Here is a 20,964-nt window from a genome sequence, read left to right as displayed (position 1 = left end):
AAAACGCTCTCGTGCGGAGCTAATGACTTCCTGATTCTCAGACCCGGACGCCCCGCCAAAAAGACAGGGGCCCCAGCTTGCGCTGGGACCCCTCGACGGTCCGGACATTGCCGGGGTATTTGCCCGGACCGTAGTTCCGGGCGCGGCCCCCCTGGAGGAAAAGGCCGCGCCCTTCGGGAGAGCTCACATGTTGTAGGCGCGCTCGGTGTGCTCGACGAGATCGAGGCCTTCGCGCTCGACTTCGACCGGGGCGCGCAGGCCGACGATGACGTCGACGACCTTGTAGAGGATCGCCGAGCCGATGCCGGACAGCAGCAGCGTGGTGCCGACCCCCCAGCTCTGCGAGATCATCTGGTTGACGAGGTCATATTCGGCGACCTTGCCCAGCGTGTAGTCGTACACGCCGGTGCCGCCGAGCGCCGGGTTCACCACGATGCCGGTGCCGAGCGCGCCGACGATGCCGCCGACGGCGTGGACGCCGAACACGTCGAGCGAGTCGTCATATTTCAGCGCGTTCTTGATCACGGTGCAGAAGAACAGGCAGACCACGCCGGCGACCAGGCCGAGCACGATCGCGCCCATCGGGCCGGAGTAGCCCGCCGCGGGGGTGACCGCGACCAGGCCCGCCACCGCACCGGACAGCGCGCCGAGCAGCGAGGGGTGGCCCTTGAAGATCCACTCCGCGAACATCCACGACAGCGCCGCCGCCGCGGTGGCGACGAAGGTGTTGGCCATCGCGAGCCCGGCGCCGCCGGAAGCTTCGAGCGCCGAACCGGCGTTGAAGCCGAACCAGCCGACCCACAGCAGCGAGGCGCCGATCATGGTCATGGTCAGCGAGTGCGGAGCCATCAGCTCCTTGCCGTAGCCGGTGCGACGGCCGACCAGCAGGGCGCCGACCAGGCCGGCGATGCCGGCGTTGATGTGCACCACGGTGCCGCCTGCGAAGTCGAGCGCGCCCTTCTTGAACAGGAAGCCGGCGTCGGCGTTGACCTCGTCGAGCTTGGCCTGCGCCGCAGCCTTGGTGGCTTCGTCGGTCGCAGCGGCGAGCGCCTTGACGGCGTCACTGATCGCGTCCGGACCGGCCCAGTACCAGACCATATGCGCCATCGGCAGGTAGATCAGGGTGATCCACAGCGGGATGAACAGCGCCACCGCGGCGAAGCGGGTGCGCTCGGCGAAGGCGCCGACGATCAGCGCCGGGGTGAGTGTGCAGAACGTCATCTGGAAGCAGACGTAGATCAGCTCCGAGATGTTGGCGTCGACCGAGAACGTGGCGGCCTTCGAATCGGGGGTGATGCCGGCGAGGAACGCCTTGGAGAAGCCACCGATGAAATCCGAGCCGCCGGTGAAGGCGAGGCTATAGCCGTACACCGCCCAGATGATGCTGCCGACGCAGACGGTGTAGAACACCTGCGCCAGCACCGAGAGCATGTTCTTGGAGCGAACCAGACCGCCGTAGAACAGCGCGAGGCCCGGGATGGTCATCAGCAGGACGAGAATCGTCGAGGTCATCATCCAGGCGTTGTCGCCCTTGTTGACGGTGGGCTCGGCGTAGGCGGCAGTCGCGGCGAACAGGCCGGCTGCGAGCACGGCCAATCCCGCGCCGTAGGGACGTTTGAACGTCATGTGTCGTCTCCTGAGTGAAGGAAGTGGGGTGAGCGCGAAATCAGAGAGCCGCAGCGTCGGCTTCGCCGGTGCGGATGCGCACCGCGTGGTCGAGGCCGAGGACGAAGATCTTGCCGTCGCCGATCTGGCCGGTCTTGGCGGCGGTGGTGATCGCCTCGATGGTCTTCTCGACCTGATCGGTCGCGATCGCGACCTCGATCTTGATCTTGGGCAGGAAGCTCACCGCGTATTCGGCGCCACGATAGATTTCCGTGTGGCCCTTCTGCCGGCCATATCCCTTGACTTCCGTCACCGTCAGACCGTGCACGCCAATGGCAGTCAGGGCGTCACGGACTTCTTCGAGTTTGAATGGCTTGATGATCGCCATAACAATTTTCATGGGTCTTATCCCCGCTAAGGGCCCGGCCAAACTGGCTGGGCTTGATCTCGACTGAAAATCCCCACGCGGAGGGCATCACTACGCGGGCACAGCCTCGCCCCTTAGAATCAAATGCCGTGCCAGTCGGGTGGCGCGCTGAAATCGTTCAGGAAATCGAAACCTTCGCGGAAAACCGCACTGCAGCACCGGCTGCGCTATTCGGTCGCGCCCAACACATGGGCAAATCGTGGGCAGGTCAGATCAAAAAGCGAGCACGACAGGGTGCGAACACAATCGTGCTCAGGAGGCGGGCGTGCGCTCGGTAATATAATAAGGTTGGTGGCTATTGGAGCGCCTCGCCATGCTGCGAAATGTCGAGACTCTTGATCTTGTGCTCGCGAAATACGCGCAGCGCGACGAACACACCAACCAGTTTCAGCGGCACATAGGCGGTCCCTGAAGGCCGCTGATCCACCCCGCCGGCATCGCCGTGAACCGCCCCCGGTTTGCCGGAGCTCCAACTCCTGAGAGGATGGAGCCATGACAAGCAAGACGACGAACAAGTTTTCACGCGAGGTCCAGGCCCGCGCGGTTCGGATGGTGCTGGATCACGCGAGTGAGCATCCGTCGCGCTGGGCGGCAGAGACGTCGAGCGCGGCCAAGATCGGCTGCACGCCGCAGACGCTGCATGACTGGGTCAAGAAGGCGGAAGTCGACAGCGGCACAAACAGGACCGCCAACCCGAGCGCCTTCAACGGGTGCGCCACTAGGGCATTTTCTGGAGGTGATATGACACCTGCAGGCATGAGCGCAGAGTGCGCGTGGCCGTCATGGTGCGCAAATCATCCTCGTGCCATTGTTGGGCTAACCGCCTGCCGGCCGCGGGAGAGATCGCGCCGGCAATGCAGGCCCATTTCGCCTTGCCCATAATTCCTTGGCAATGAAGAACGCGGAAGCGCTTCTCGATGGTTGCCAGGGACTGCTCTGCGAAGGGGTGCTCCCAGGCAGCATCGGTCTGGAAGGGGCGAAAGGCGGCCCTGAGTAGTCGAGCGCCCCACCACACCTTCACCGGGTCATAGGTGATCACCTGCCCGCCGGGGGCGAGCTTCCGCTCCACTACGTCAAGGAGGGCGTCGAGGTGTTTGAAATGGTGGAACACCGCCATAGCGTAGATCAGGTCGAACTTTTCCTCGGGAAACGCTTCTGCCGAAAGAAAGTCCGTCGCGTAGAGCTTGACGTTTTCAGCGGTCCCTACCTTCTTGCGCAGCTCGTCAATGCGGGACTGACTGAGGTCAATAGCAACGTATTCTCGCGCGCTGTGGGCCATCTCTCTCGAAAAAGGACTCCCGTTACCCACGCCCAGTTCCAGAACCTTCTTGCCGCTTAGGTCGCCCATCCACTGGCGGTGCAAGTCATCAATGGATTTGGCGACAGCCGTTCCATCGAACACGCCCAGAACTCTGCTTCTGAGACGCCGCCATGTATTTGTTGCGGCGCTGTTAACCTCGTGGGTGGAGCCGCCAGATGCTACCTCGTAGTAGTTCTTCTGGTCCTTGTTGATTTCCAGCATCTCGCTGATTTTTTGCGCTTCCAACGGATTGCCTCCCCGCAATTTAGGGCCGCAGTTGTCGCTTAGAAGGCGGCAAGTCTGCAAGGCTAAACTTGCGGTAGTGGCCATCATCCAGGCGGTGTCGGCGGCGCTGATGGCGGGCGCCGGCCCGTCCTGCGCCAGGGCGGGGGCCAACAAGCGCTCGCGCTCGCGCCGAGCGCCGGAAGGATGAAGCCAGGCGCGACCGGTGCCGAGGGGCGTGTCGCCCGGATCATGAGGCCTGCCCCGTCGTGTCGCGGCGCCCCGGCACCGCCGCTAGAGCTCCGGTTCTGATAGAATCAGAACCGGAGCTCTAACTTTCTGTTCTGACGCGTTTTCTTCACGCGAACCGGTTCCCACTTCGCTCGAAACGCTCCAGGATTGCGGTGATATGTGCTCAGAGCGCGTCGGCGTCCGTCTCTCCGGTGCGGATCCGCAGCGCATGGTCGAGCGGCGTGACGAAGATCTTGCCGTCGCCGATCTGGCCGGTGCGGGCGCTGCGGGTGATGACCTCGACCGCCTTTTCGGCGAGCGCGCTGTCGACGGCGATCTCGATCCGCAGCTTCGGCAGGAAATTCACGATGTATTCGGCGCCGCGATAGATTTCAGTGTGGCCGCGCTGGCGGCCGTAACCCTTGACCTCGGTCACGGTCATGCCGTGGACGCCGATCTCGGTCAGCGCCTGGCGCACCTCGTCGAGCTTGAAGGGTTTGATGATAGCGACGACGAGTTTCATACGGCAGCCCCAAATAATCGCGCAAACACAAGAAGCACCGCGAAGTATGGTGCTCCGCCCATGTATATGCCGGGTTTGTCGGCAGTGCGCGCAGAAAATAAGCTGATTGATTGCCCACGGAAACGTCTCTCTGCGGGCGTTCGGTCAAACCTACGAACTAGACCCGATGACGGATCTTGGAATCGTCATCCGGCTCTCACGTCATGCTTGAGCATGATGTCTTCCGAGAGCCGGCGTCGATTTGTCGGGCTCATGCCCGACAGGTAACAAGCCGCTCAATCCTTCGGCGTGTCGCGGCGCTGGCGGATCGAGCCTTCCTGGGCGACGGAGGCGACCAGGGTACCGTCGGGCTTGAAGATCTGCCCCCTCGTCAGGCCGCGGCCACCTTGGGCGGACGGGCTGTCCTGCGCGTAGAGCAGCCATTCGTCGGCCCGGAACGGGCGGTGAAACCACATCGCATGGTCGAGGCTCGCCGGCATCATCCGCTTGTCGAACAGGGTGCGGCCGTAGCGCGCCATCACCGCGTCGAGCAGCGAAAAGTCGGACGCGTAGGCCAGCGCGCACATATGCAGCGCCGGATCGTCCGGAAGCTTGGCCGCGGTGCGGATCCAGACGTGGATGCGGCCGTCCTCGATCTTCTTGCCGAAATAGCGCGACAGCTCGACCGGACGTAGCTCGATCGGCCGATCGGCTTCGTAGTAGCGCTTGATGAAGTCCGGCATCTCCTTGAAGAACGGCTGCTTGGAAATCTCCTCCGCGGTCAGCGCCTCCGGCGGCGGCACGTCGGGCATCTTGTCCTGGTGGTCGAACGCGGTCTCCTCGTCGTCGTGGAACGACATCATCACCGAGAAGATCGCCTGGCCGTGCTGGATCGCCGTCACCCTGCGGGTGGAGTAGCTCTTGCCGTCGCGCAGCCGCTCCACCTGATAGATGATCGGCACCTGCGGGTCGCCCGGCAAGATGAAATAGCAATGGATCGAATGCGGCAGCCGGTTCTCGACGGTGCGGCAGCCGGCGACCATCGCCTGGCCGATCACCTGGCCGCCGAACACCCGCTGCCAGCTCGTCTTCGGGCTGGTGCCGCGGAACAGGTTCACCTCGATCGGTTCGAGATCGAGAATCGAAATCAGGTCGATCAGGCTCTTGGACAACGGCATGGCGCTCCTTCAATTCGTTTTCAAGCGAAGCGGGTCGCGGTTCGCGTGATGAAAACGCGTAAAAACAAAATCCAGGGCTCCGGCTCTGGTTGGAACGGAGGCTGTCCGTCGGCGGCGGGTGATTTCCCACCGCCTTCGATGTCTGGTAGAACCGCGGCGGTAATCACCACGGCTGTTCCAGCCTGTTTCGCCCAGCTCCGGCATGGGCGCAAGAACTCTGGCGCAAGAGCGAGAAAAATGACGGCACCGCGAAGCATTGTCATCGGAGGCGGCGCATTCGCCGGGCTGGCGCTGGCGCTGGCGCTGCGCCAGGGGCTCGGCCCCGAGGTCCCGGTGATCGTCGCCGATCCGGCGCTGGCGCTGCGGCCGTCGCGCGATCCGCGCGCCACCGCGATCGTCGCCGCCTGCCGGCGGCTGTTCGAGGCGCTCGGCGTCTGGGACGAGGTCGCGCCGACGGCGCAGCCGATCATCGACATGGTGGTGACGGATTCGGCGCTCGAAGACGCGACGCGGCCGGTGTTCCTGACCTTTGCCGGCGAGGTGCAGCCGGGCGAGCCGTTCGCCCATATGGTCGAGAACAAATATCTGATCGAGGCGCTGGCCAAGCGCGCCGAGGCCGAGGGCGTCGAATTGCGCGCCACGCCGGTGACTTCGTACCAGTCTCGCGCCGAGGCCACGATGGTGACGCTCGGCGACGGCAGCGTGATCGAGGCGAGCCTGCTGGTCGCCGCCGACGGCGCCAAGTCGAAGCTGCGCGAACGCGCCGGCATCAGCACCTATGGCTGGGACTATGACCAGACCGGCATCGTCGTCACCGTCGCGCACGAGCGCGACCACAATGGCTGCGCCGAGGAGCACTTCCTGCCGGCGGGGCCGTTCGCGATCCTGCCGCTGACCGGCAAACGCTCCTCGCTGGTGTGGTCCGAGAGCCGCGCCGACGCTGCGAAGATCATGGCGCTGCCCGACGCGCAGTTCCAGGCCGAGCTGGAGAAGCGGTTCGGACTGCGGCTCGGCGAGGTCAAGCCGCTCGACAAGCCGAAGGCGTTTCCGCTCGGTTACTTCGTCGCGCAATCCTTCATCGCGCCGCGTCTGGCGCTGATCGGCGACGCCGCCCATGTGATCCACCCGATCGCCGGCCAGGGCCTCAATATGGGTCTGAAGGACGTCGCGGCGCTGGCCGAAGTGGTGGTTGATGCGGCGCGGCTCGGGATCGATCCCGGCCAGGTCGACGTGCTGGAGCGCTACCAGCGCTGGCGGCGGTTCGACACCATGGCGATGGGCGTCGCCACCAACGGGCTGAACCTGCTGTTCTCCAACAAGTCGCCGCTGCTGCGCAGCGTCCGCGACATCGGGCTCGGCATCGTGGACCGTCTGCCGCCGCTGAAAGAGGTCTTCATCCGCCAGGCCGCCGGTCTCGGCGGCGAAACCCCGCGGCTGCTGAAGGGCGAGGCGCTGTAGCCTGCAAAAGGTCGCCGCTGCTGTGCGCCAGATCGCAGCGCGCTCCCTCTCCCGCCTGCGGGAGAGGGCTGGGTGAGGGCGACGCAAGCACTGACTCGGCAAGCGCGGAGCGGAGTGCCCTCACCCGGATCGCTGCGCGATCCGACCTCTCCCGCGGGCGGGAGAGGTTACGCGGTGCTCGGGGGCAGGCTGCCGGTCCCTCGAGCGATCTTCCAGCTCACCCCAGCTTGCGGGCTTCTTCCGGGAGCATGATCGGGATGCCGTCGCGGATCGGGTAGGCCAGCTTGGCGCCGCGCGAGATCAGCTCCTGGCGGGCCGCGTCGAATTCCAGCGGCCCTTTGGTGACCGGGCAGACCAGGATTTCCAGCAGCTTGCGATCGACGCTGGTCTCGGGGCGCTCGGAGGATGTCGTCATGTTCCACGGACCGGATTGCAATTGAAGATGTCGCGGGATTGAAAGACCAGGTCGACGCCGTCGTCAACGCGGCTGCGCAAATCGCCCGAAGGCTCACTGCAACGGCGGATCGCCGCTGGTGCGCTTCTTGGCGAGGTCCATCTCGGTGACCGCGATCAGGATCTCGGCGCGGGTCTTGAGGTCGGGCGCTTCCAGCAACGCCTGCTTCTCCGGCGCGCCGTAGGGCGACATCATCGCCAGCGCGTTGACCAGCGCCTCGTTCGGCGCGGTTTCGACGCCGTCCCAATCGACCTTCAGATTGTTCGCCTTGAGGAAATCGGTCAGCACGGTCAGCAGCGCCTCGCGATCGACCTCGTCCTCGCCCTTGCGGGCGGTGAAATCGTCGAGATAGGGGAAGTAGTCGACCCTGCACTGCCGATACGGGGTCTTCACCGACAATTCCTCGACCAGCTTGAAGCGCGATACGCCGGTGAGTTCGAGGATGTAGCGACCGTCGCCGGATTCGGCGAGCTGGGTGATTCGGCCGACGCAGCCGACCTGAAACAGTTTGGGCGTCCCGTCCTTTTCCGAATGCGTCGCGTCGGGCTGGATCATTCCGATCAGCCGGTGGCCGTCGCGGAACGCGTCGTCGATCATCGCCAGATAGCGCGGCTCGAAGATATTGAGCGGCATCTGGCCGCGCGGCAGCAACAGCGCGCCCGGCAGCGGAAACAGCGCGATCACTTCGGGAAGATCCGCGGGTCCGCGATAGTCGGCATTGATCGGCATCGGCGGATCCCGCGATTAGAGGCGATTATTGCGTTGTCGAGCGAAGTGGATACCGGTTCGCATGAAAGAAAACGCGACAGAGTATCAAGTTAGAGCTTCGGTTCCGATGCAATCAGAACCGAAAAAGCTCTAGGCGAACAGGATGGTCGAGAGCCGCTTGCGGCCCTCGACGGTGGCGTCGTCGGTCGGACCCCAGGCCTCGAACAGCTGCACCAGCTGCTTGCGGGCGCCGTCCTCGTTCCATTTGCGGTCGCGCTTGACGATCTCCAGCAGATGCGCGGTCGCCTCGTCGCGCCGCCCCGCGGCATTAAGAGCGGTGGCGAGGTCGAAACGCGCCTGATGGTCGAGCGGGTCGGCGGCGACTTTCTGCTCCAGCTCGGCGATCGGCCCGAGCTGCTCGGCCTGCTCGGCCAGATCGATCATCGCCTGGACCGCCTTGACGGCGGCGTCCTCTCGACGGTTCTCCGGCACCTGGTCCAGCAACTGCTTGGCCTGATCGACCGCGCCGGACTGCATATAGCAGCGCGCCAGCCCCGCCATCGCCTCGACATTGGCGGCGTCGGCCTGCAGCACTTCGGCGTAGATCGCGCCCGCGGTCGCGGGATCGCCCTCGGCCAGAACCGCCTCGGCTTCCTGCAGCAATTCGGCTGCGCTCGGCGCTCCGCCGGGAACGCCGGCGGTCAATTTCTCGATGAAGGTGGCGACCTGGCTCTCCGGAACCGCGCCCATGAAGCCATCGGCCGGGCGGCCGTCGACAAAGGCGATCACCGCGGGGATCGACTGGATGCCCATCTGGCCGGGGATCGACGGATGCTCGTCGATATTCATCTTGACCAGCTTGACCTTGCCGCCGGCGGCGCGGACCGCCTTTTCCAGCATCGGCGTGAGCTGGCGGCACGGGCCGCACCACGGCGCCCAGAAGTCGATCAGCACCGGCTGGCGCTTGGATTCCTCGATCACGTCACGGACGAAACTCTGCGTCGTCGTGTCCTTGATCAGATCGGGCGCCGCCTGGGGGGCCGCAGCGCTGCCCTGCTCGATGATTGTCACGTGATCCTCGCCTGATGTCCGGAAGAGCGCTGTTCTAGCACCCCATGTAAATGGAGCGCGAAGTTTGGTTTTTCAACTGGAACCGGCCGCGATGTCGGCCGGCGGCGGCGGTCTTTTCGGGGCCTTTGCGCCAGTTTGCCAGCAGATGAAGCAGGATAGCGCGCGCGGCGCCGGGTCTCGGGGCGGCGCGGTCGTTTTGCCGCCCCCCCGCCAAACGGATGCATCAAAGCCGCCAACGGCTGTTGCATTCGCCTGCGGCATTTGGCATAGGTCTGCGCACACCGCGGCGTGAGCTTCGGTGTTTCTCGGATGCGGGTGTAGCTCAGGGGTAGAGCACAACCTTGCCAAGGTTGGGGTCGAGGGTTCGAATCCCTTCGCCCGCTCCAGAATTTTCCCGGTCGTGCAGGTTTCAACGCTGAGTTCGAGCTTGCCGCCCGCGAGGGCCTGACGGCTGTCAGGGCGACTGCGGTCCCGCCGTGACCGGGCTTGGTCCCAGGTGATCGTCCAGCTTTCCCGCCTGACGCTGAAGCTCCTCGACCAGCAGCCGGGCATGGGTCGTCAATTCTCCAAAGTCGGTCGCGCAAACCAGCAATTGGCGTTGCGACCAGGCGTCCGTTAGCGCAATTGCCGTGACGCCATCCGCGGGATGGCGGTCGATCGCGGACATCGGCAGGATCGCCAGGCCGACGCCCGCCTCGACCAGACGCGCAACGGCCTCGAAGCTGCTCAGGCGCACCCGGTAGGCGATGCGGCGGCCGAGCTGTGCGGCATGTTGTTGCAGATGGTCGTGGAGTGCTCCGGCGCCGAGCCCGACAAATCGCTCGTCGAGCAGTTCGGCAAAGCCGACCGCCTGGCGCGCCGCCAGCGGGTGAGCTCGCGCGGCGAGCACCGCCAGCCGGTCGACAATCAGCGTTCGAATGTCCAACGCGCCGGGATCGGCGGTGCCGGCGATCACGCCGAACTCCGCCTGCCCCTCCGCAACGGCCTGCACGATCTCCATGCTGGTCCGCTCCTCGAGATCGACATCGACATTCGGATGGGCGGTGAGAAACCTGCGCAGCGCGGCGGGCACCAGATCGACCAAGCCGGCCGTATTGGACAGCATTCGAACCTCGCCCCTCACTCCCGCAGAGAAGGCGCGCAAATCGCCGCGCATCCGCTCGATCTGCAGGGTGACGGATCTGGCATGATGCAGCAGCGCCCGGCCGGCCGCGGTCGGCGCGACTCCGCGGCGCTCGCGCCGCAGCAGCGGCGTCCCAAGCAGGCTCTCCATCCCGCTGACCCGCTCGCTCGCGGAGGCGAGCGCCATGTGAGAGGCTTCGGCGCCCCGGGTGATGCTGCCGGACTGGACGATGTTGACGAACAGCCGCAGGTCGATCAGGTCGAAGCGCATCGCTCGTCCTTTCGGGTTTTCCGAAAGCTAGCACCGAAGCTTCCGAATTGTCAGCGACCCGTGCGCGGCCCATCAAGGGCGATGAGCGAAGTATTCCTGCTGATAGGAGCCGGCGCGCTCGCCGGCGCCATGAATGCGACGGCCGGAGGCGGCAGCTTCGTCACTTTGCCGGCCCTGATCGGCGTCGGCGTGCCTTCGGTCTTGGCGAATGCATCCAGCACCATCGCGCTCTATCCGGGCGGTTTGGCGAGCGCCTGGGTGTATCGCGACGGCTTCAGCCGGGTCGCGGGTGTGCCGCTGGGAACGATGCTGCTCACCACCCTGTTCGGCGGCCTGATCGGCGCGCTGCTGCTGCTATGGACCCCGACGTCATTGTTCGACCGCGTGCTTCCCTGGCTGCTGCTGCTGGCCACGCTGGCGCTCGCCTTCGGCCGCAGGCTCGGGCCGGCCTTGCGGGCGCGCTTCCGCACGGGGATCGTCACGCTGCTGGTGATCCAGTTTCTGCTCGGCGTCTATGGCGGCTACTTTGGCGGAGCCGTCGGCTTGATGATGATGGCGGCGTGGAATCTGCTTGATGGCGCCGATGTGAAGGCGCTCAATCCGCCGCGGACGCTGCTGGTCAGCGCCGCCAACACCGTGGCGGTGATCTGTTTCATCGTCGCTGGGGCGGTTCGCTGGCCGGAAGCGTTGCTGGTCGGCGCCGGCGCATTCCTCGGCGGCTATTTCGGGGCGATCCTGGGCAAGGCGCTCCCCTCATCGGTCGTCAAATCTGCGACCGTGCTGCTCGCCGCCGCGATGACGATCCACTTCTTCCTGCGCGCCTACGCGTGATCCACCCGACAAAAAAAAAGCCCGCGGCGAGCGCGGGCTTTTGGAATTTGATCGAGGTCTGCTCGTTGCCTGCGCCCCGTTCTGTCGAACGAGGCGCGGCGGGTTTTGCGTCAGGCGCGCTTCGGGACGCCGAGGCCGTTATGCACCCAATCGTTCCATGACCGCGTCAGCGTCTCGCCGACCGTCCTGCCGTCCGTGAACAGCATCTCGCGGGCGTTGCGCGCAGCCGATTTCAGATCGCCCCACATCTCCTTGAGATTCTCCATCACCGAGGTCGCGCCGCCGACGACCTTCTGGGTCTTCAGCCTGGCGAGCTCGATCAGCGATTCCTGGATCTTGGCGATCGAACGGGCGATCCGGCCGATTTCGTCGGAGCGGCTCAGAGCGTGAATGCGGATGCTGGTGTCACCGCTGGCGAGACGGGCAACGTCCTTCTCGAGTTCGCCCAGCGGAGCGAGCAGGCCGCGGGAAATCCGGGTGCCGACCAGGCCGACCACTGCGAAGACCACGATACCGGCGAGCAACAGCATGGTGTGAGCGGCGCTGAGCGCGTAATCCGCAGCCGGCGCCGCGACGGTCTCCGCGGCCTGGACCACAAGGCCCTGACCCTCATAGGACGCTGGCATCACCACGGGACCCGCGTCCTGTTGCATCACCAGCATGCCCACAATGCTTCCGTCAGCCGCCCGGACAGGCGACAGCGTCGCGCCTCCCAGTCCGACGAGGCGGTCCAGCGAGGCGACGCTGGCCGACTGCTTGGCCTGGTCCGCCCCCACTTTATGCAAAATCATCTCGCCGACGCCGCCGATCGCGAGCGCCACGAAGAAGGTAATTCCCAACACCAGGATCGAGATCTTCTGAGACAGGTTCCGGTTTGAAAGGTCGAACTGCATTGTTTTTCTCCAGCTTTCTTCAATTAGGGGCGGCTTGCCCCCTAAGGTGAACAGCGTGATCAACGCTTTACTCATTAAGGTTAACGAAACCTCTAACTGCGGCGCAATCGATTGTCGGTTACGCCAGAAAAGCGCCTCACGTTGGAACGGTGAACGAGCGCTGGTAGCCAGGCACTCGTTCTTCAGAATCGCGAATCACCTGTGAGCCAAATACCGGTCTAACACTTTGATTAAACGAGATAGTTGCTCAGCTTTGATCGACTCATCGATTCAGTTTTGCGCTGATTCGCACAACTGTAAATATACGCGCTCACTAACTGTATCGATTGATGCAGGACAAAGACGCAACTGTGCTTCAGTCCTTTGCGACTAGTGGTCGCGTCTCTGCCTGTGCGGCGGTACTACTGAAGCTACGCCAGTTACCGCTCACGGGTATTCCAGATACTCCTGTCGATCCCCGCTCATTCACCGAGCGACGATCGGCTCACTGGGACCTAATATCAGGAATCCCGATTCGCTGGAATGATCCATTCATAATCCACCGGCCCAATCGTACGACCTTCGCCGCCTCGGGAGCGGTACCTAGGCCCTGCTGCGACCGATTGCTGCCGCGACACCAGAGCGACGCTATGCCGCTGCATCATCGCGCCTGTCGCCCCGGCTTGGCCGCCCCCTTGAGCGATCGCCCGGGGCGTTTTGATCCAGAGCAAAGACGGGCTCTCGTTTCCGGGGCTCCCTAGGCGATGCGGCAACGGCGCTGCCGGTTTTGCTACGAGCCGTAACCGTAGAACTGGCGCGCCAGGAACCCCGATCTGCTTCCCCCTCGGCAGCTTCGCAGGACCTGGCCAATCATCATTTCCTTTCCCTGCCATCCGAGGGCAACCAGATCGAGTGCGTGCCGTGCATCCAGAAAGCATTGTCTCGACGGTCATCCCGCATCTCCTCGTCAAGCACAGCGCGGCTCCCAAGCGAGTCCGTATCGCCAAGGATCCGGCGGAGGCGCGCGCTGACGAACTGGCCCGGCTGCTGATTGCGCCCAATCTCGCGGACGCGTTCGATCTGATCGACAGCTCGCTGACGCGCGCATCGTCGCCGACCGCATTGTTCACCGGTCTGTTCGAGCCGACCGCGCGCAAGCTCGGCGATCTGTGGAGCGAAGACGCCTGCAGCGAATTCGAGGTCACGATCGGCCTGTGCCAATTGCAGACCGCGATGCGCCGCATCAGCTTCGATCTGCTCTCCGCACCGCTGACGCGCTCGCAGCCGCGCACCGTGCTGGTGATTTCGCAGCCCGGCGAGCCGCATTCGTTCTTCCCGGCGCTGCACTCCGAGCTGCTGCGTCAGGCCGGCTGGAATACGGTCAGCGAATTCCCCGACACCGACAAGGCGCTGTCCGATCTGGTCGCCAATGGCTGGTTCGATGCGGTCAACCTGTCGCTCAGTCCGGCGCTGCGCCGCGAGCACTGGCTGCCGCGCGTCGCCGAGACCATCCGCAAGGTTCGCCGCGCCTCGCGCAATCCGGCGCTCGCCGTGGTGGCCAGCGGTCGCGTGTTCGCCGAGCGCGCCGATGCCTGCACGATGGTCGGCGCCGACGCCGCGACGGTCTCCTCCGTGCAGATCGAGCGCTGCCTGATGCGCTCGCTGCTCAACCGCACCGCGCGCCCGGCGGCGAATTTCGCCTGGATCTGAGCTCCCGTCCGTCTCTCTTGTCTTTAACATGTGTCGCGACGTCCAGATGTCGTGACGCCGGCGTGTCGTAACGCCCATGTGTCGCGCCTCCCACTTCGCCGCGACCAACGGGCGCAGCGCGGCGCGGCGCGTTCGTGCTAGTGCGGATCGCTGCGGCGTCCACACTTTGGCGTGCGCCGATTGATGGACGTCAATGCATCGCTGCGCATTCGGAAATCGCATGGGCCGCGCTGCGTCGGACCGGCTGCGCAATGCCGCGCGCCGCGATCCCGCGGGACATCGCCGTATTGCTATCTCGCGCGATGCGATGCCGCCAACCATAGTCCGCATTTGCTGTCTATGGGATTCGTGAGCTTATGGAGGGGCAGGTCATGCCACCCGAAGGAAAGTCCTATCCGTTCGATCATCTGCCGGCGATCGACTACGACGCCCATCCGGCCTATGGCCGCGTGATGTCGATGCCGATGCTCGGCGCCCGGCTGAAGGCGCTGAGCATTTTCGGTTACGGCTTCCTGCTGACCTCGGCGCAGCGCGCCATCGACGTCGAGCACCTGCCGCGCCCCGCCCAGGGCGGCAAACCTTTGATCACGGTGCTGCGCGGCCTGCCGACCTATCTGCGCCTGATCCTGCTGCAGAGGCTCTCGCGCTTCACCGCCGGCCGCGCCTATGCGCCGAAAACCGAGCGCGGCACGGCGGTGTTCGTGCCGCTTCAGGGCGACGGCTTCGCGGTGGTCCGCCTCGGCAACGATGTGATCGCGCAGATCCGCACGCAACTCGCCCCGCAACTGAAGACGCTGGAGCAGCGCGCAACGCCGGCCGGCGATCCCGACAGCAGCCGGATCTGGGTCGATCCCGCGTCGGCCCCGGATCTCTATCGCTGGTTCAACCAGACCGCGGCCGATCTCGGCCTGACCGAGGCCGCGAGCGCCTATCTCAAGCGCCCGGTGGGCGTCGGTCACATCGCCGCGGAAGTCGTCGATGCGCCCGGCGCGCCGCCGGCCAGCCCGTTCGCCGATGTCGGCGTCGACGCCTCGCCCTGCGACGGCTTCAAGGTCGACCTCGGCTACAATGCGATGAAGCTGGTGATCTATCTCGACGAAGTCGGCCCGGCTAACGGCCCGCTGACCTATGTGGCCGGCAGCAACCGCGCCGCGACGCGGTTCGGCGACGCGTTGATCCGCCGCGCCAACGACCTCTGCGGCCTGTCGTCGAGGCTACAGGCCTGGCGCGAGACCTTCTACGCGCTGCCTGCCGGCCTGCAGCGCAAAGCGTCGTTCGGCGCCGACCTCGTCGCCGACAGCAACTTCGCCACCGCGATCCAGAGCCATCAGGTGGCGGTGACGAGCAGCGAGGGCAACGCCGTGCTGTACGATCCGGCCGGCATCCATCGCGACGCGGCGCCGACGCAGGGCCGCCGCACCGCGGTGATCGTCAGGTTCACCGAACTTTCGCGCTGACCGCGGCGGCTCCGCCGAGACTTAATTCTATCGCGTTTTCGAGCGAAGTGGGTACCGGTTCGCGTCAAGAAAACGCGTCAGAACAAAAAGTCAGAGCTCCGGTTCTGATTCGATCAGAACCGGAAAAGCTCTTGCGGCCGCTGAAGCTCAGCGGCCGCCGAACGCCCGCAACGCCGCCGCCAGTTCCGGATGGCTGGCGGCATGGTCGCTGACCGCAATGCCTGAGGCGATCGCGTCCCAGGCCTGACGGATCGAGGCCGCGCCCGCCGCCGGTCCCATCGGATGGCCGAACACGCCGCGGCCCGGCACGAAACCGAAATCGGCGCAGCCGACCTTGCGATACACCGACTCCAGCGTCGCCGCGGAATCGCTGCCGCCCGGGACCGGCAGGCACGGCTTGATCGGTCCCATCGGCTCCAGACAGGCCCGCACGCAGTCCATCACCTCGTGCTCCGGCGTCATCATCCGTGGCCCGAAGCCCGGCATGATCACCACGTCGAAACCCGCCAGCCGCTGCAGCCGCGTCATCACCCGCGAATGAATGCCGTAATTGGCGAGCCGGCTGAACGCCGCGATGAACGGGAAATGCGCGATCAGCGGCACGGTGGCGTGCTTGCGCAGCATCCGCACCGCCGAAAGGCCGACCGGCATCGCATTGACCAGCAGCGCGCCGGCGCCGTTGCTGACCGCGAGATCGTGCAGCTCGATCAGCCGGTCGACCTCGTCGGTGATGTTGGCCAGATAGATCTTCGGCACGCCGGTCTCGGCTTCCGCGCGCCGGCAGGCGTCGCCGAGCAATGCCGCGCGCTCGGCGAGCGGACACCAGTCGACGTCGGCGAGCATCTCGTCGTCCTTGGCGATATCGAGCCCGCCGAGCCAGCTCTGATAGCCGAGTTCGGCGAACGGCTCTGCCGACAACCCGATATTCGGCTTGATCACGCCGAAGAAGATCGGCCGATCGAAAGCCTTCAGCCGTTCGCGCAATCCGGCGACGCCGAATTGCGGGCCGGCAAAGGCGGCCAGATAGCTGTCGGGAAACCGGATGTCCTGCAGCCGGATCAGCGGAATGCCGGGCGAGAAGAACACGCCCTCGCCGCAGACGGCCGACAGCAGATTCGGAATCTTCGGGCCGAAATTGCCGTGCGGATGCGCGATCGTCACGCGGCAGGCATGCACCTCGCCGCGCACCGCGCATTCGACCGGCGTGCTGAACCCCGACGGCCGCGGCTCGGCGTGAAGCTCCAGCACTTTCGCGGCGAAGCGCGGCCGGAAGTCCTCGTCGACGCCGACGCGGCGCCATTGCGCGGTGGATTGCTCGCTGCACAGATGCGCCGCGGCCTCGCGCGGATCGCCGGCGCATTCGAAATCGAAATCCAGCTCGATGTAGTCGTCGAGATTGAGATCCGAGCGCTTCGCGTAGAAGCCCGCAATGTCGTCCGGAGTCATTGCCGATCACCCGCTGACAGATGGATACAAGGGCCGTCATACGCGGGCGCGATCCGCGTATCCATCGCAAAGACGCTATTCTTTTGATGGAGGTCGTTTGACGCAGGGGCCGGCCGACCTGCCGTACCGCAACAGCGACGTCTGCTCAGACCTGTCCGATGATCTGCAGCTCGACGCCGCGGCGCTCGCGCGGGCCGTCGAGTTCGATGAAGAAGATCGACTGCCATTCGCCCAGCACCATCGCGCCGCCCGCCAGCGGGATCGTCTCCGACGAATTCATGAACAGCCCGATCAGATGCGAATGCGCGTTGTCGCGGCCGTCGATCGGCGCGAGATTGTGCAGATAGTCGCCGTCGCGCGGCGCGAAGCGCTTGAGGAACGTCAGCATGTCGCGCTCGAGCTGCGGCTCGCGCTCGTTGACGTTGATCCGCGCGGTGGTGTGCAGGCAGCTCACGGTGACGAGCCCATCCCCGAGCCCGCTGCCGGCGACGAAGCCGCGGACCTGTTCGGTGATGTCGATGATCTGGATCGGCGCGGTGGTGGCGAGTTCGATCCGGTGTCTGACAATGTTCATACGGCGTCCGGCGCTGGGGAATCAGGCGAAGCCCGACCTGTGGACCTTTGCGAGTGTATGCGCGCCGGCGATATCCCGGCAAACACGATCCGCGCGTCCTTCGCGCTATTTTATGATGAGAACCGATCGCGACGCCGCTTGCGCGCACTGGTCGCTTGACAGAGCCGCCCGGCTTCGCGATGGGACGCGGTCGATTGATCCGGTTCAGCCGGCGTCGGCGGCAACCGCGCGGCCCTGTTTTGCCGAAATCCAATCTCGCGAGCCGGGGAACGCATCAGCGCAATGAGGCCGACCTACCGCAGCGATATCGACGGATTGCGGGCCATCGCCGTGCTGCTGGTGGTCGCGTTCCACGCCTTCCCGAATTCGGTTCGGGGCGGCTTCGTCGGCGTCGACGTGTTCTTCGTGATCTCCGGATTCCTGATCACCTCGATCATCTGCCAGGCGCAACACAGCGACGGCTTCAGCTTCCGGACCTTCTACGCGCGCCGCATCAACCGGATCTTTCCGGCGCTGGCGCTGGTGCTGACGGTCTGCGCGATCGCCGGCTGGTTCATGCTGTTCCCGGTGGATTATCGCGACGCCGGCAAGGCGATCGGCTTCGGCGCAGCGTTTCTCTCCAACCTCGCGCTGCTCCACGACGCCGGCTATTTCGCGACAACGTCCGAACTCAATCCGCTGCTGCATCTGTGGTCGCTCGGCGTCGAGGAGCAGTTCTACATCCTGTGGCCGCCGGTGATCGTGCTGGCGTGGCGATGGAAGCGCGGCGCGCTGATCGCGGCGCTCGTCATCCTGCTGGCGTCGTTCGCCGCCAACATCCTGCTGACGCCCCGCAACGCGCTCGCCGCCTTCTATCTGCCGGTGACGCGGTTCTGGGAACTGATGACCGGCTGCCTGCTCGCGATCATCGCGACCGCGGGACCCGGCCGTGATATCAGTTCGATCGCAGCGCTCGATCGCCTGCGCGCGATGCTCGAACGCCATGAGGCGCTGCTCCGCGCCGGCTGCGCCTGGTTCGGCCTGTTGCTTCTCGCCGCCGGCGCCGTGCTGATCAGCAGCGATCGCGGCTTTCCCGGTTGGTGGGCGGCGCTGCCGGTGCTCGGCGCGGCGTTGTTGATCTTCGCCGGCCCGTCGCCATGGGTCAGCCGGCGGCTGCTCGGCAACCGCGCGATGGTCTATGTCGGGCTGATCAGCTATCCGCTGTATCTGTGGCACTGGCCGCTGCTCGCCGCGATCCGGATCGTCCGGTTCGGCGAGGAGCCGCCGCCGCTGATGAAGGCGATCGCGATCCTGCTCGCTTTCGCGCTGGCGGATATCACCTGGCGATTCGTCGAGCGGCCGTTCCGCTTCCGGCCGACGCGATCGAAGACCGCCGCCGCCTTCGCGTCGGTCGCTGTGATCGGCGCGGTCGGCGCCGGCATCTACGCGGCCGATGGATTTCCCTCGCGCTTCGGCCCCGAACTGCAGGCCATCACCCGCGATCTGACCGCCGAGGCTTCGACCGCATATCGGGCCGGCGCCTGCTTCCTGACATCGGAGTCGCACTTTGCCGAGGCTTGCGACGACAATGCGCCGGCCGACGCGCCGCGATTGCTGCTGTGGGGCGATTCCCACGCGGCGCATCTCTATCCCGGCCTGCGCGCGCTGCAGATCGTCGATGGAAATATCCGCCTGTCGCAATACACCACAGCGGGTTGCCCGCCGATGTTCGGCTTTGCGAGCGAGAAGTCGCCGGCCTGCGCCGCCAACAACGCCATCGTTCGCGCTCGTCTGCGCAGCCTGAAGCCCGACACCGTGATCATGGTGGCGCGGCAATGGCGCGACTACGACGGCCCCGATCGCGACCCGCAAGCCAGTGATGCGATGATCCGCGCGACGATTGCCGAGGTTCGGGCCACCGGCGTCCGGCGCATTGTCGTGGTCGGGATGTTTCCGAGCTGGCGGACGCCGCCGCGGCGAATCCTCGCGCAATCCTATCGCCAGCACGCCGCCGGACTGATCACCGCCGACGCGATTCCGATCCGGGATCGCAGCGGCCATCTGGATTCGTCGCGCGCCGACGACAACGAGCGCCTGCGCCGAATCTTCGAAGCCGAAGGCGCGACGTTCATTTCGCCGACTCCGGTGTTCTGCAATCCGGACGGCTGCCTGCTCGCAGCGCCGGACAGCGGCGGCACGCCGGTCGTCCACGACGGCAGCCACCTCACCGCGGCGGGCTCGGTGTTCTTCGCGCGCGAGACGGCGCCGGCGATTCTCGGGCGGTGAAGCAACATTCCGTCCGGCCACGACCGGCCGCGCCGAACGCCTGGGGATTTCATGTCGTAAGGTGGTCGATCAAGGCACGCCTATTTGTCGGTCACGATATGATGTAGCAGCGTCAGATATCCTTGGCGGCCGATCGCGCTTTCGTTCTCTTCGAGTAGCATGATGTCGACGTCGCGCAGCCGCTGCAGGTCGGAGTCGGACAGATTCTCCTGAATCAATTGCCGGCGCGCGCCGCCATAGCGACCGAGTTTGAGGTAGAAATACTGGCTGAGTCGCGCCATGCACGCACTCTCGGTCAGCACCTCACCGACCCCGTCCATGAAACTGCCGCCGACAATCGCGGCGTCAATAGTCCGCGCAGGTTGGCCCGCACACGACGGATTCGAGAAGGTCAACTTCGGCGTGGCGTAGTCGAGCGGCGAGACGAGTAGGTTAATGAGCTCGGCGAGATCGCGATCGCGGCCTTCCGGTGGCAGGTTCACCGTCGAGGTGAAGTCGAATTGCGGCAGCAGCTCACGCCCGGCCTGCCGATTGACCGCTTCGACGATTTGCTGCGACGCCCGCGCCATTGCCTGGTCGTTCCAGTGGATCCCACCCCTTGGGAACAACTCGACCGGATATTGGCCCTTCAGCGCATGGGTAGAGGTCGCTGCATCGACCACATCGATGCCAGCCGCGCGCAGCCGCGCAACGTAGCGCGGCACAAGCTCGACGCGGGCAGCGTCCGTGCTGCGGCAGGAGATCAGATGCACGAAGTGTTGTGGCAGATGCGCGACCTTTGATGGCGTCACGACATAGAGAAAAATCGCTCCGCGGTCGCGATAGTAGGCTTGAAGGTTGCGCAGCAGCGGGACCACCGTATCCGCCAGCCGGTCGGCGTCGCCGTCGCTGCGCGTGCAATACTCTTCGAGATAGCTGCGCTCCACCAACTGGCCGCCGACGCCTGCCAGTATCCCCGGCGCATTGACCTCGCCGAACAGCGAATAGGCGATCTGGTTGTTGAGCCGGATCAGCGTCCGCCGCAGCGGCATCGCCTCGGCGATCCGGATCGCCGCGGTCTTCTGCAGGGTGCCGTCGAGAAAGGCGCGCAGCGACAGGTCGAGCGGCGTCTGCTTGGTGACGCCGATCAGCGACGGCCCGATATTGAAGGCGCGCGAGGGGACGGCGATGTTCCACAGCGTCAGCACCGGCATCAGCAGGACTGCCGCCGCCGCCAACCGCCGCAGCCATTGCCCCGCCCGTGTGGTTGCCGCCGCCATC

General features: G+C 65.4%; 18 protein-coding genes, 1 tRNA gene and 1 pseudogene. 7 read left to right on the top strand and 13 right to left on the bottom strand.

Features of this window, described 5'->3' with window-relative positions; genetic code table 11:
- Positions 1–183: 183 nt before the first annotated feature.
- Together BMY71_RS23185 and BMY71_RS23180 are read right to left on the bottom strand one after the other, a co-directional pair.
- A complete protein-coding gene (locus BMY71_RS23185; protein WP_011500874.1) occupies positions 184–1,626 on the bottom strand; it encodes an ammonium transporter in 1,443 nt (480 codons plus the stop codon).
- 40 nt (positions 1,627–1,666) lie between these two features.
- Positions 1,667–2,005 carry a P-II family nitrogen regulator gene (locus BMY71_RS23180; protein WP_011500875.1) on the bottom strand — a complete coding sequence of 113 codons (339 nt, stop codon included), beginning with the start codon at positions 2,003–2,005 and terminating at the stop codon, positions 1,667–1,669.
- 519 nt (positions 2,006–2,524) lie between these two features.
- Between BMY71_RS23180 and BMY71_RS23175 the strand changes: the two are divergent.
- Positions 2,525–2,707: pseudogene (locus tag BMY71_RS23175) on the top strand (transposase); the annotation flags it as partial.
- A gap of 43 nt (positions 2,708–2,750) precedes the next feature.
- Here BMY71_RS23175 and BMY71_RS23170 read toward each other — a convergent pair.
- From BMY71_RS23170 to tesB, 3 genes are all read right to left on the bottom strand, one after another.
- Positions 2,751–3,728 carry a class I SAM-dependent methyltransferase gene (locus BMY71_RS23170; RefSeq protein WP_139202715.1) on the bottom strand — a complete coding sequence of 326 codons (978 nt, stop codon included), beginning with the start codon at positions 3,726–3,728 and terminating at the stop codon, positions 2,751–2,753.
- 241 nt (positions 3,729–3,969) lie between these two features.
- Positions 3,970–4,308, bottom strand: coding sequence for a P-II family nitrogen regulator (locus tag BMY71_RS23165; protein ID WP_011500877.1), 339 nt, complete (start codon positions 4,306–4,308; stop codon positions 3,970–3,972).
- A gap of 275 nt (positions 4,309–4,583) precedes the next feature.
- The gene (gene tesB, locus BMY71_RS23160) at positions 4,584–5,459 is read right to left on the bottom strand and encodes an acyl-CoA thioesterase II (protein WP_175557766.1); all 876 of its coding nucleotides are present in this window, start codon (positions 5,457–5,459) and stop codon (positions 4,584–4,586) included.
- Between the two features lie 144 nt (positions 5,460–5,603).
- Here tesB and BMY71_RS23155 point away from each other — a divergent pair, with 144 nt between their 5' ends.
- Positions 5,604–6,923 (top strand): ubiquinone biosynthesis hydroxylase, encoded by a 1,320-nt coding sequence (locus BMY71_RS23155; RefSeq protein WP_011500879.1) that lies wholly within the window; start codon positions 5,604–5,606, stop codon positions 6,921–6,923.
- Positions 6,924–7,140: 217 nt separating this feature from the next.
- Here BMY71_RS23155 and BMY71_RS23150 read toward each other — a convergent pair whose 3' ends face one another.
- The 3 genes from BMY71_RS23150 to trxA form a co-directional block, all read right to left on the bottom strand.
- Complete coding sequence (locus tag BMY71_RS23150) at positions 7,141–7,338, bottom strand: Trm112 family protein (protein WP_011500880.1); 198 nt, start codon at positions 7,336–7,338, stop codon at positions 7,141–7,143.
- Positions 7,339–7,431: 93 nt separating this feature from the next.
- Positions 7,432–8,106 (bottom strand): LON peptidase substrate-binding domain-containing protein, encoded by a 675-nt coding sequence (locus tag BMY71_RS23145; protein WP_092686262.1) that lies wholly within the window; start codon positions 8,104–8,106, stop codon positions 7,432–7,434.
- A gap of 129 nt (positions 8,107–8,235) precedes the next feature.
- Positions 8,236–9,156 carry a thioredoxin gene (gene trxA, locus BMY71_RS23140; protein WP_011500882.1) on the bottom strand — a complete coding sequence of 307 codons (921 nt, stop codon included), beginning with the start codon at positions 9,154–9,156 and terminating at the stop codon, positions 8,236–8,238.
- Positions 9,157–9,467: 311 nt separating this feature from the next.
- On the opposite strand from trxA, the gene BMY71_RS23135 reads away from it, so the two are divergent.
- Positions 9,468–9,542, top strand: a tRNA-Gly gene (locus tag BMY71_RS23135).
- Positions 9,543–9,610: 68 nt separating this feature from the next.
- Here BMY71_RS23135 and BMY71_RS23130 read toward each other — a convergent pair.
- Positions 9,611–10,549 carry a LysR family transcriptional regulator gene (locus tag BMY71_RS23130; protein ID WP_092686261.1) on the bottom strand — a complete coding sequence of 313 codons (939 nt, stop codon included), beginning with the start codon at positions 10,547–10,549 and terminating at the stop codon, positions 9,611–9,613.
- 81 nt (positions 10,550–10,630) lie between these two features.
- Between BMY71_RS23130 and BMY71_RS23125 the strand changes: the two genes are divergently transcribed.
- On the top strand, positions 10,631–11,380 hold the full coding sequence (locus BMY71_RS23125) for a sulfite exporter TauE/SafE family protein (protein WP_092686260.1): 750 nt from the start codon (positions 10,631–10,633) through the stop codon (positions 11,378–11,380).
- A gap of 110 nt (positions 11,381–11,490) precedes the next feature.
- On the opposite strand, the gene BMY71_RS23120 is transcribed toward BMY71_RS23125, so the two are convergent.
- Positions 11,491–12,273, bottom strand: coding sequence for a methyl-accepting chemotaxis protein (locus tag BMY71_RS23120; RefSeq protein WP_011500885.1), 783 nt, complete (start codon positions 12,271–12,273; stop codon positions 11,491–11,493).
- Positions 12,274–13,173: 900 nt separating this feature from the next.
- On the opposite strand from BMY71_RS23120, the gene BMY71_RS23115 reads away from it, so the two are divergent.
- Positions 13,174–13,962: a photosynthesis regulator gene (locus tag BMY71_RS23115; RefSeq protein WP_244526143.1), complete on the top strand. Its 789-nt coding sequence runs from the start codon at positions 13,174–13,176 to the stop codon at positions 13,960–13,962.
- 371 nt (positions 13,963–14,333) lie between these two features.
- Positions 14,334–15,419, top strand: a complete 1,086-nt coding sequence (locus tag BMY71_RS23110; protein ID WP_092686277.1) for a phytanoyl-CoA dioxygenase family protein — start codon at positions 14,334–14,336, stop codon at positions 15,417–15,419.
- A gap of 147 nt (positions 15,420–15,566) precedes the next feature.
- Here the strand turns inward: BMY71_RS23110 and BMY71_RS23105 are convergent, their stop codons facing one another.
- Positions 15,567–16,865 carry a RuBisCO large subunit C-terminal-like domain-containing protein gene (locus BMY71_RS23105; protein ID WP_092686259.1) on the bottom strand — a complete coding sequence of 433 codons (1,299 nt, stop codon included), beginning with the start codon at positions 16,863–16,865 and terminating at the stop codon, positions 15,567–15,569.
- Between the two features lie 145 nt (positions 16,866–17,010).
- On the bottom strand, positions 17,011–17,439 hold the full coding sequence (locus BMY71_RS23100) for a secondary thiamine-phosphate synthase enzyme YjbQ (protein ID WP_011500889.1): 429 nt from the start codon (positions 17,437–17,439) through the stop codon (positions 17,011–17,013).
- 282 nt (positions 17,440–17,721) lie between these two features.
- On the opposite strand from BMY71_RS23100, the gene BMY71_RS23095 reads away from it, so the two are divergent.
- Positions 17,722–19,704, top strand: coding sequence for an acyltransferase family protein (locus BMY71_RS23095; protein WP_092686258.1), 1,983 nt, complete (start codon positions 17,722–17,724; stop codon positions 19,702–19,704).
- Positions 19,705–19,784: 80 nt separating this feature from the next.
- Here BMY71_RS23095 and BMY71_RS23090 read toward each other — a convergent pair whose 3' ends face one another.
- Entirely contained in the window at positions 19,785–20,963 is a 1,179-nt protein-coding gene (locus BMY71_RS23090) for an alginate O-acetyltransferase AlgX-related protein (RefSeq protein WP_092686257.1), read from the bottom strand.
- Position 20,964: the final 1 nt, after the last annotated feature.

Origin of the sequence: Rhodopseudomonas pseudopalustris (genome assembly GCF_900110435.1) — a bacterium.
Taxonomy (GTDB): Bacteria; Pseudomonadota; Alphaproteobacteria; order Rhizobiales; family Xanthobacteraceae; genus Rhodopseudomonas; species Rhodopseudomonas pseudopalustris.
The sequence above is the reverse complement of the archived record's forward strand: the minus strand, read 5'-3'. Positions and strand labels throughout refer to the sequence as shown.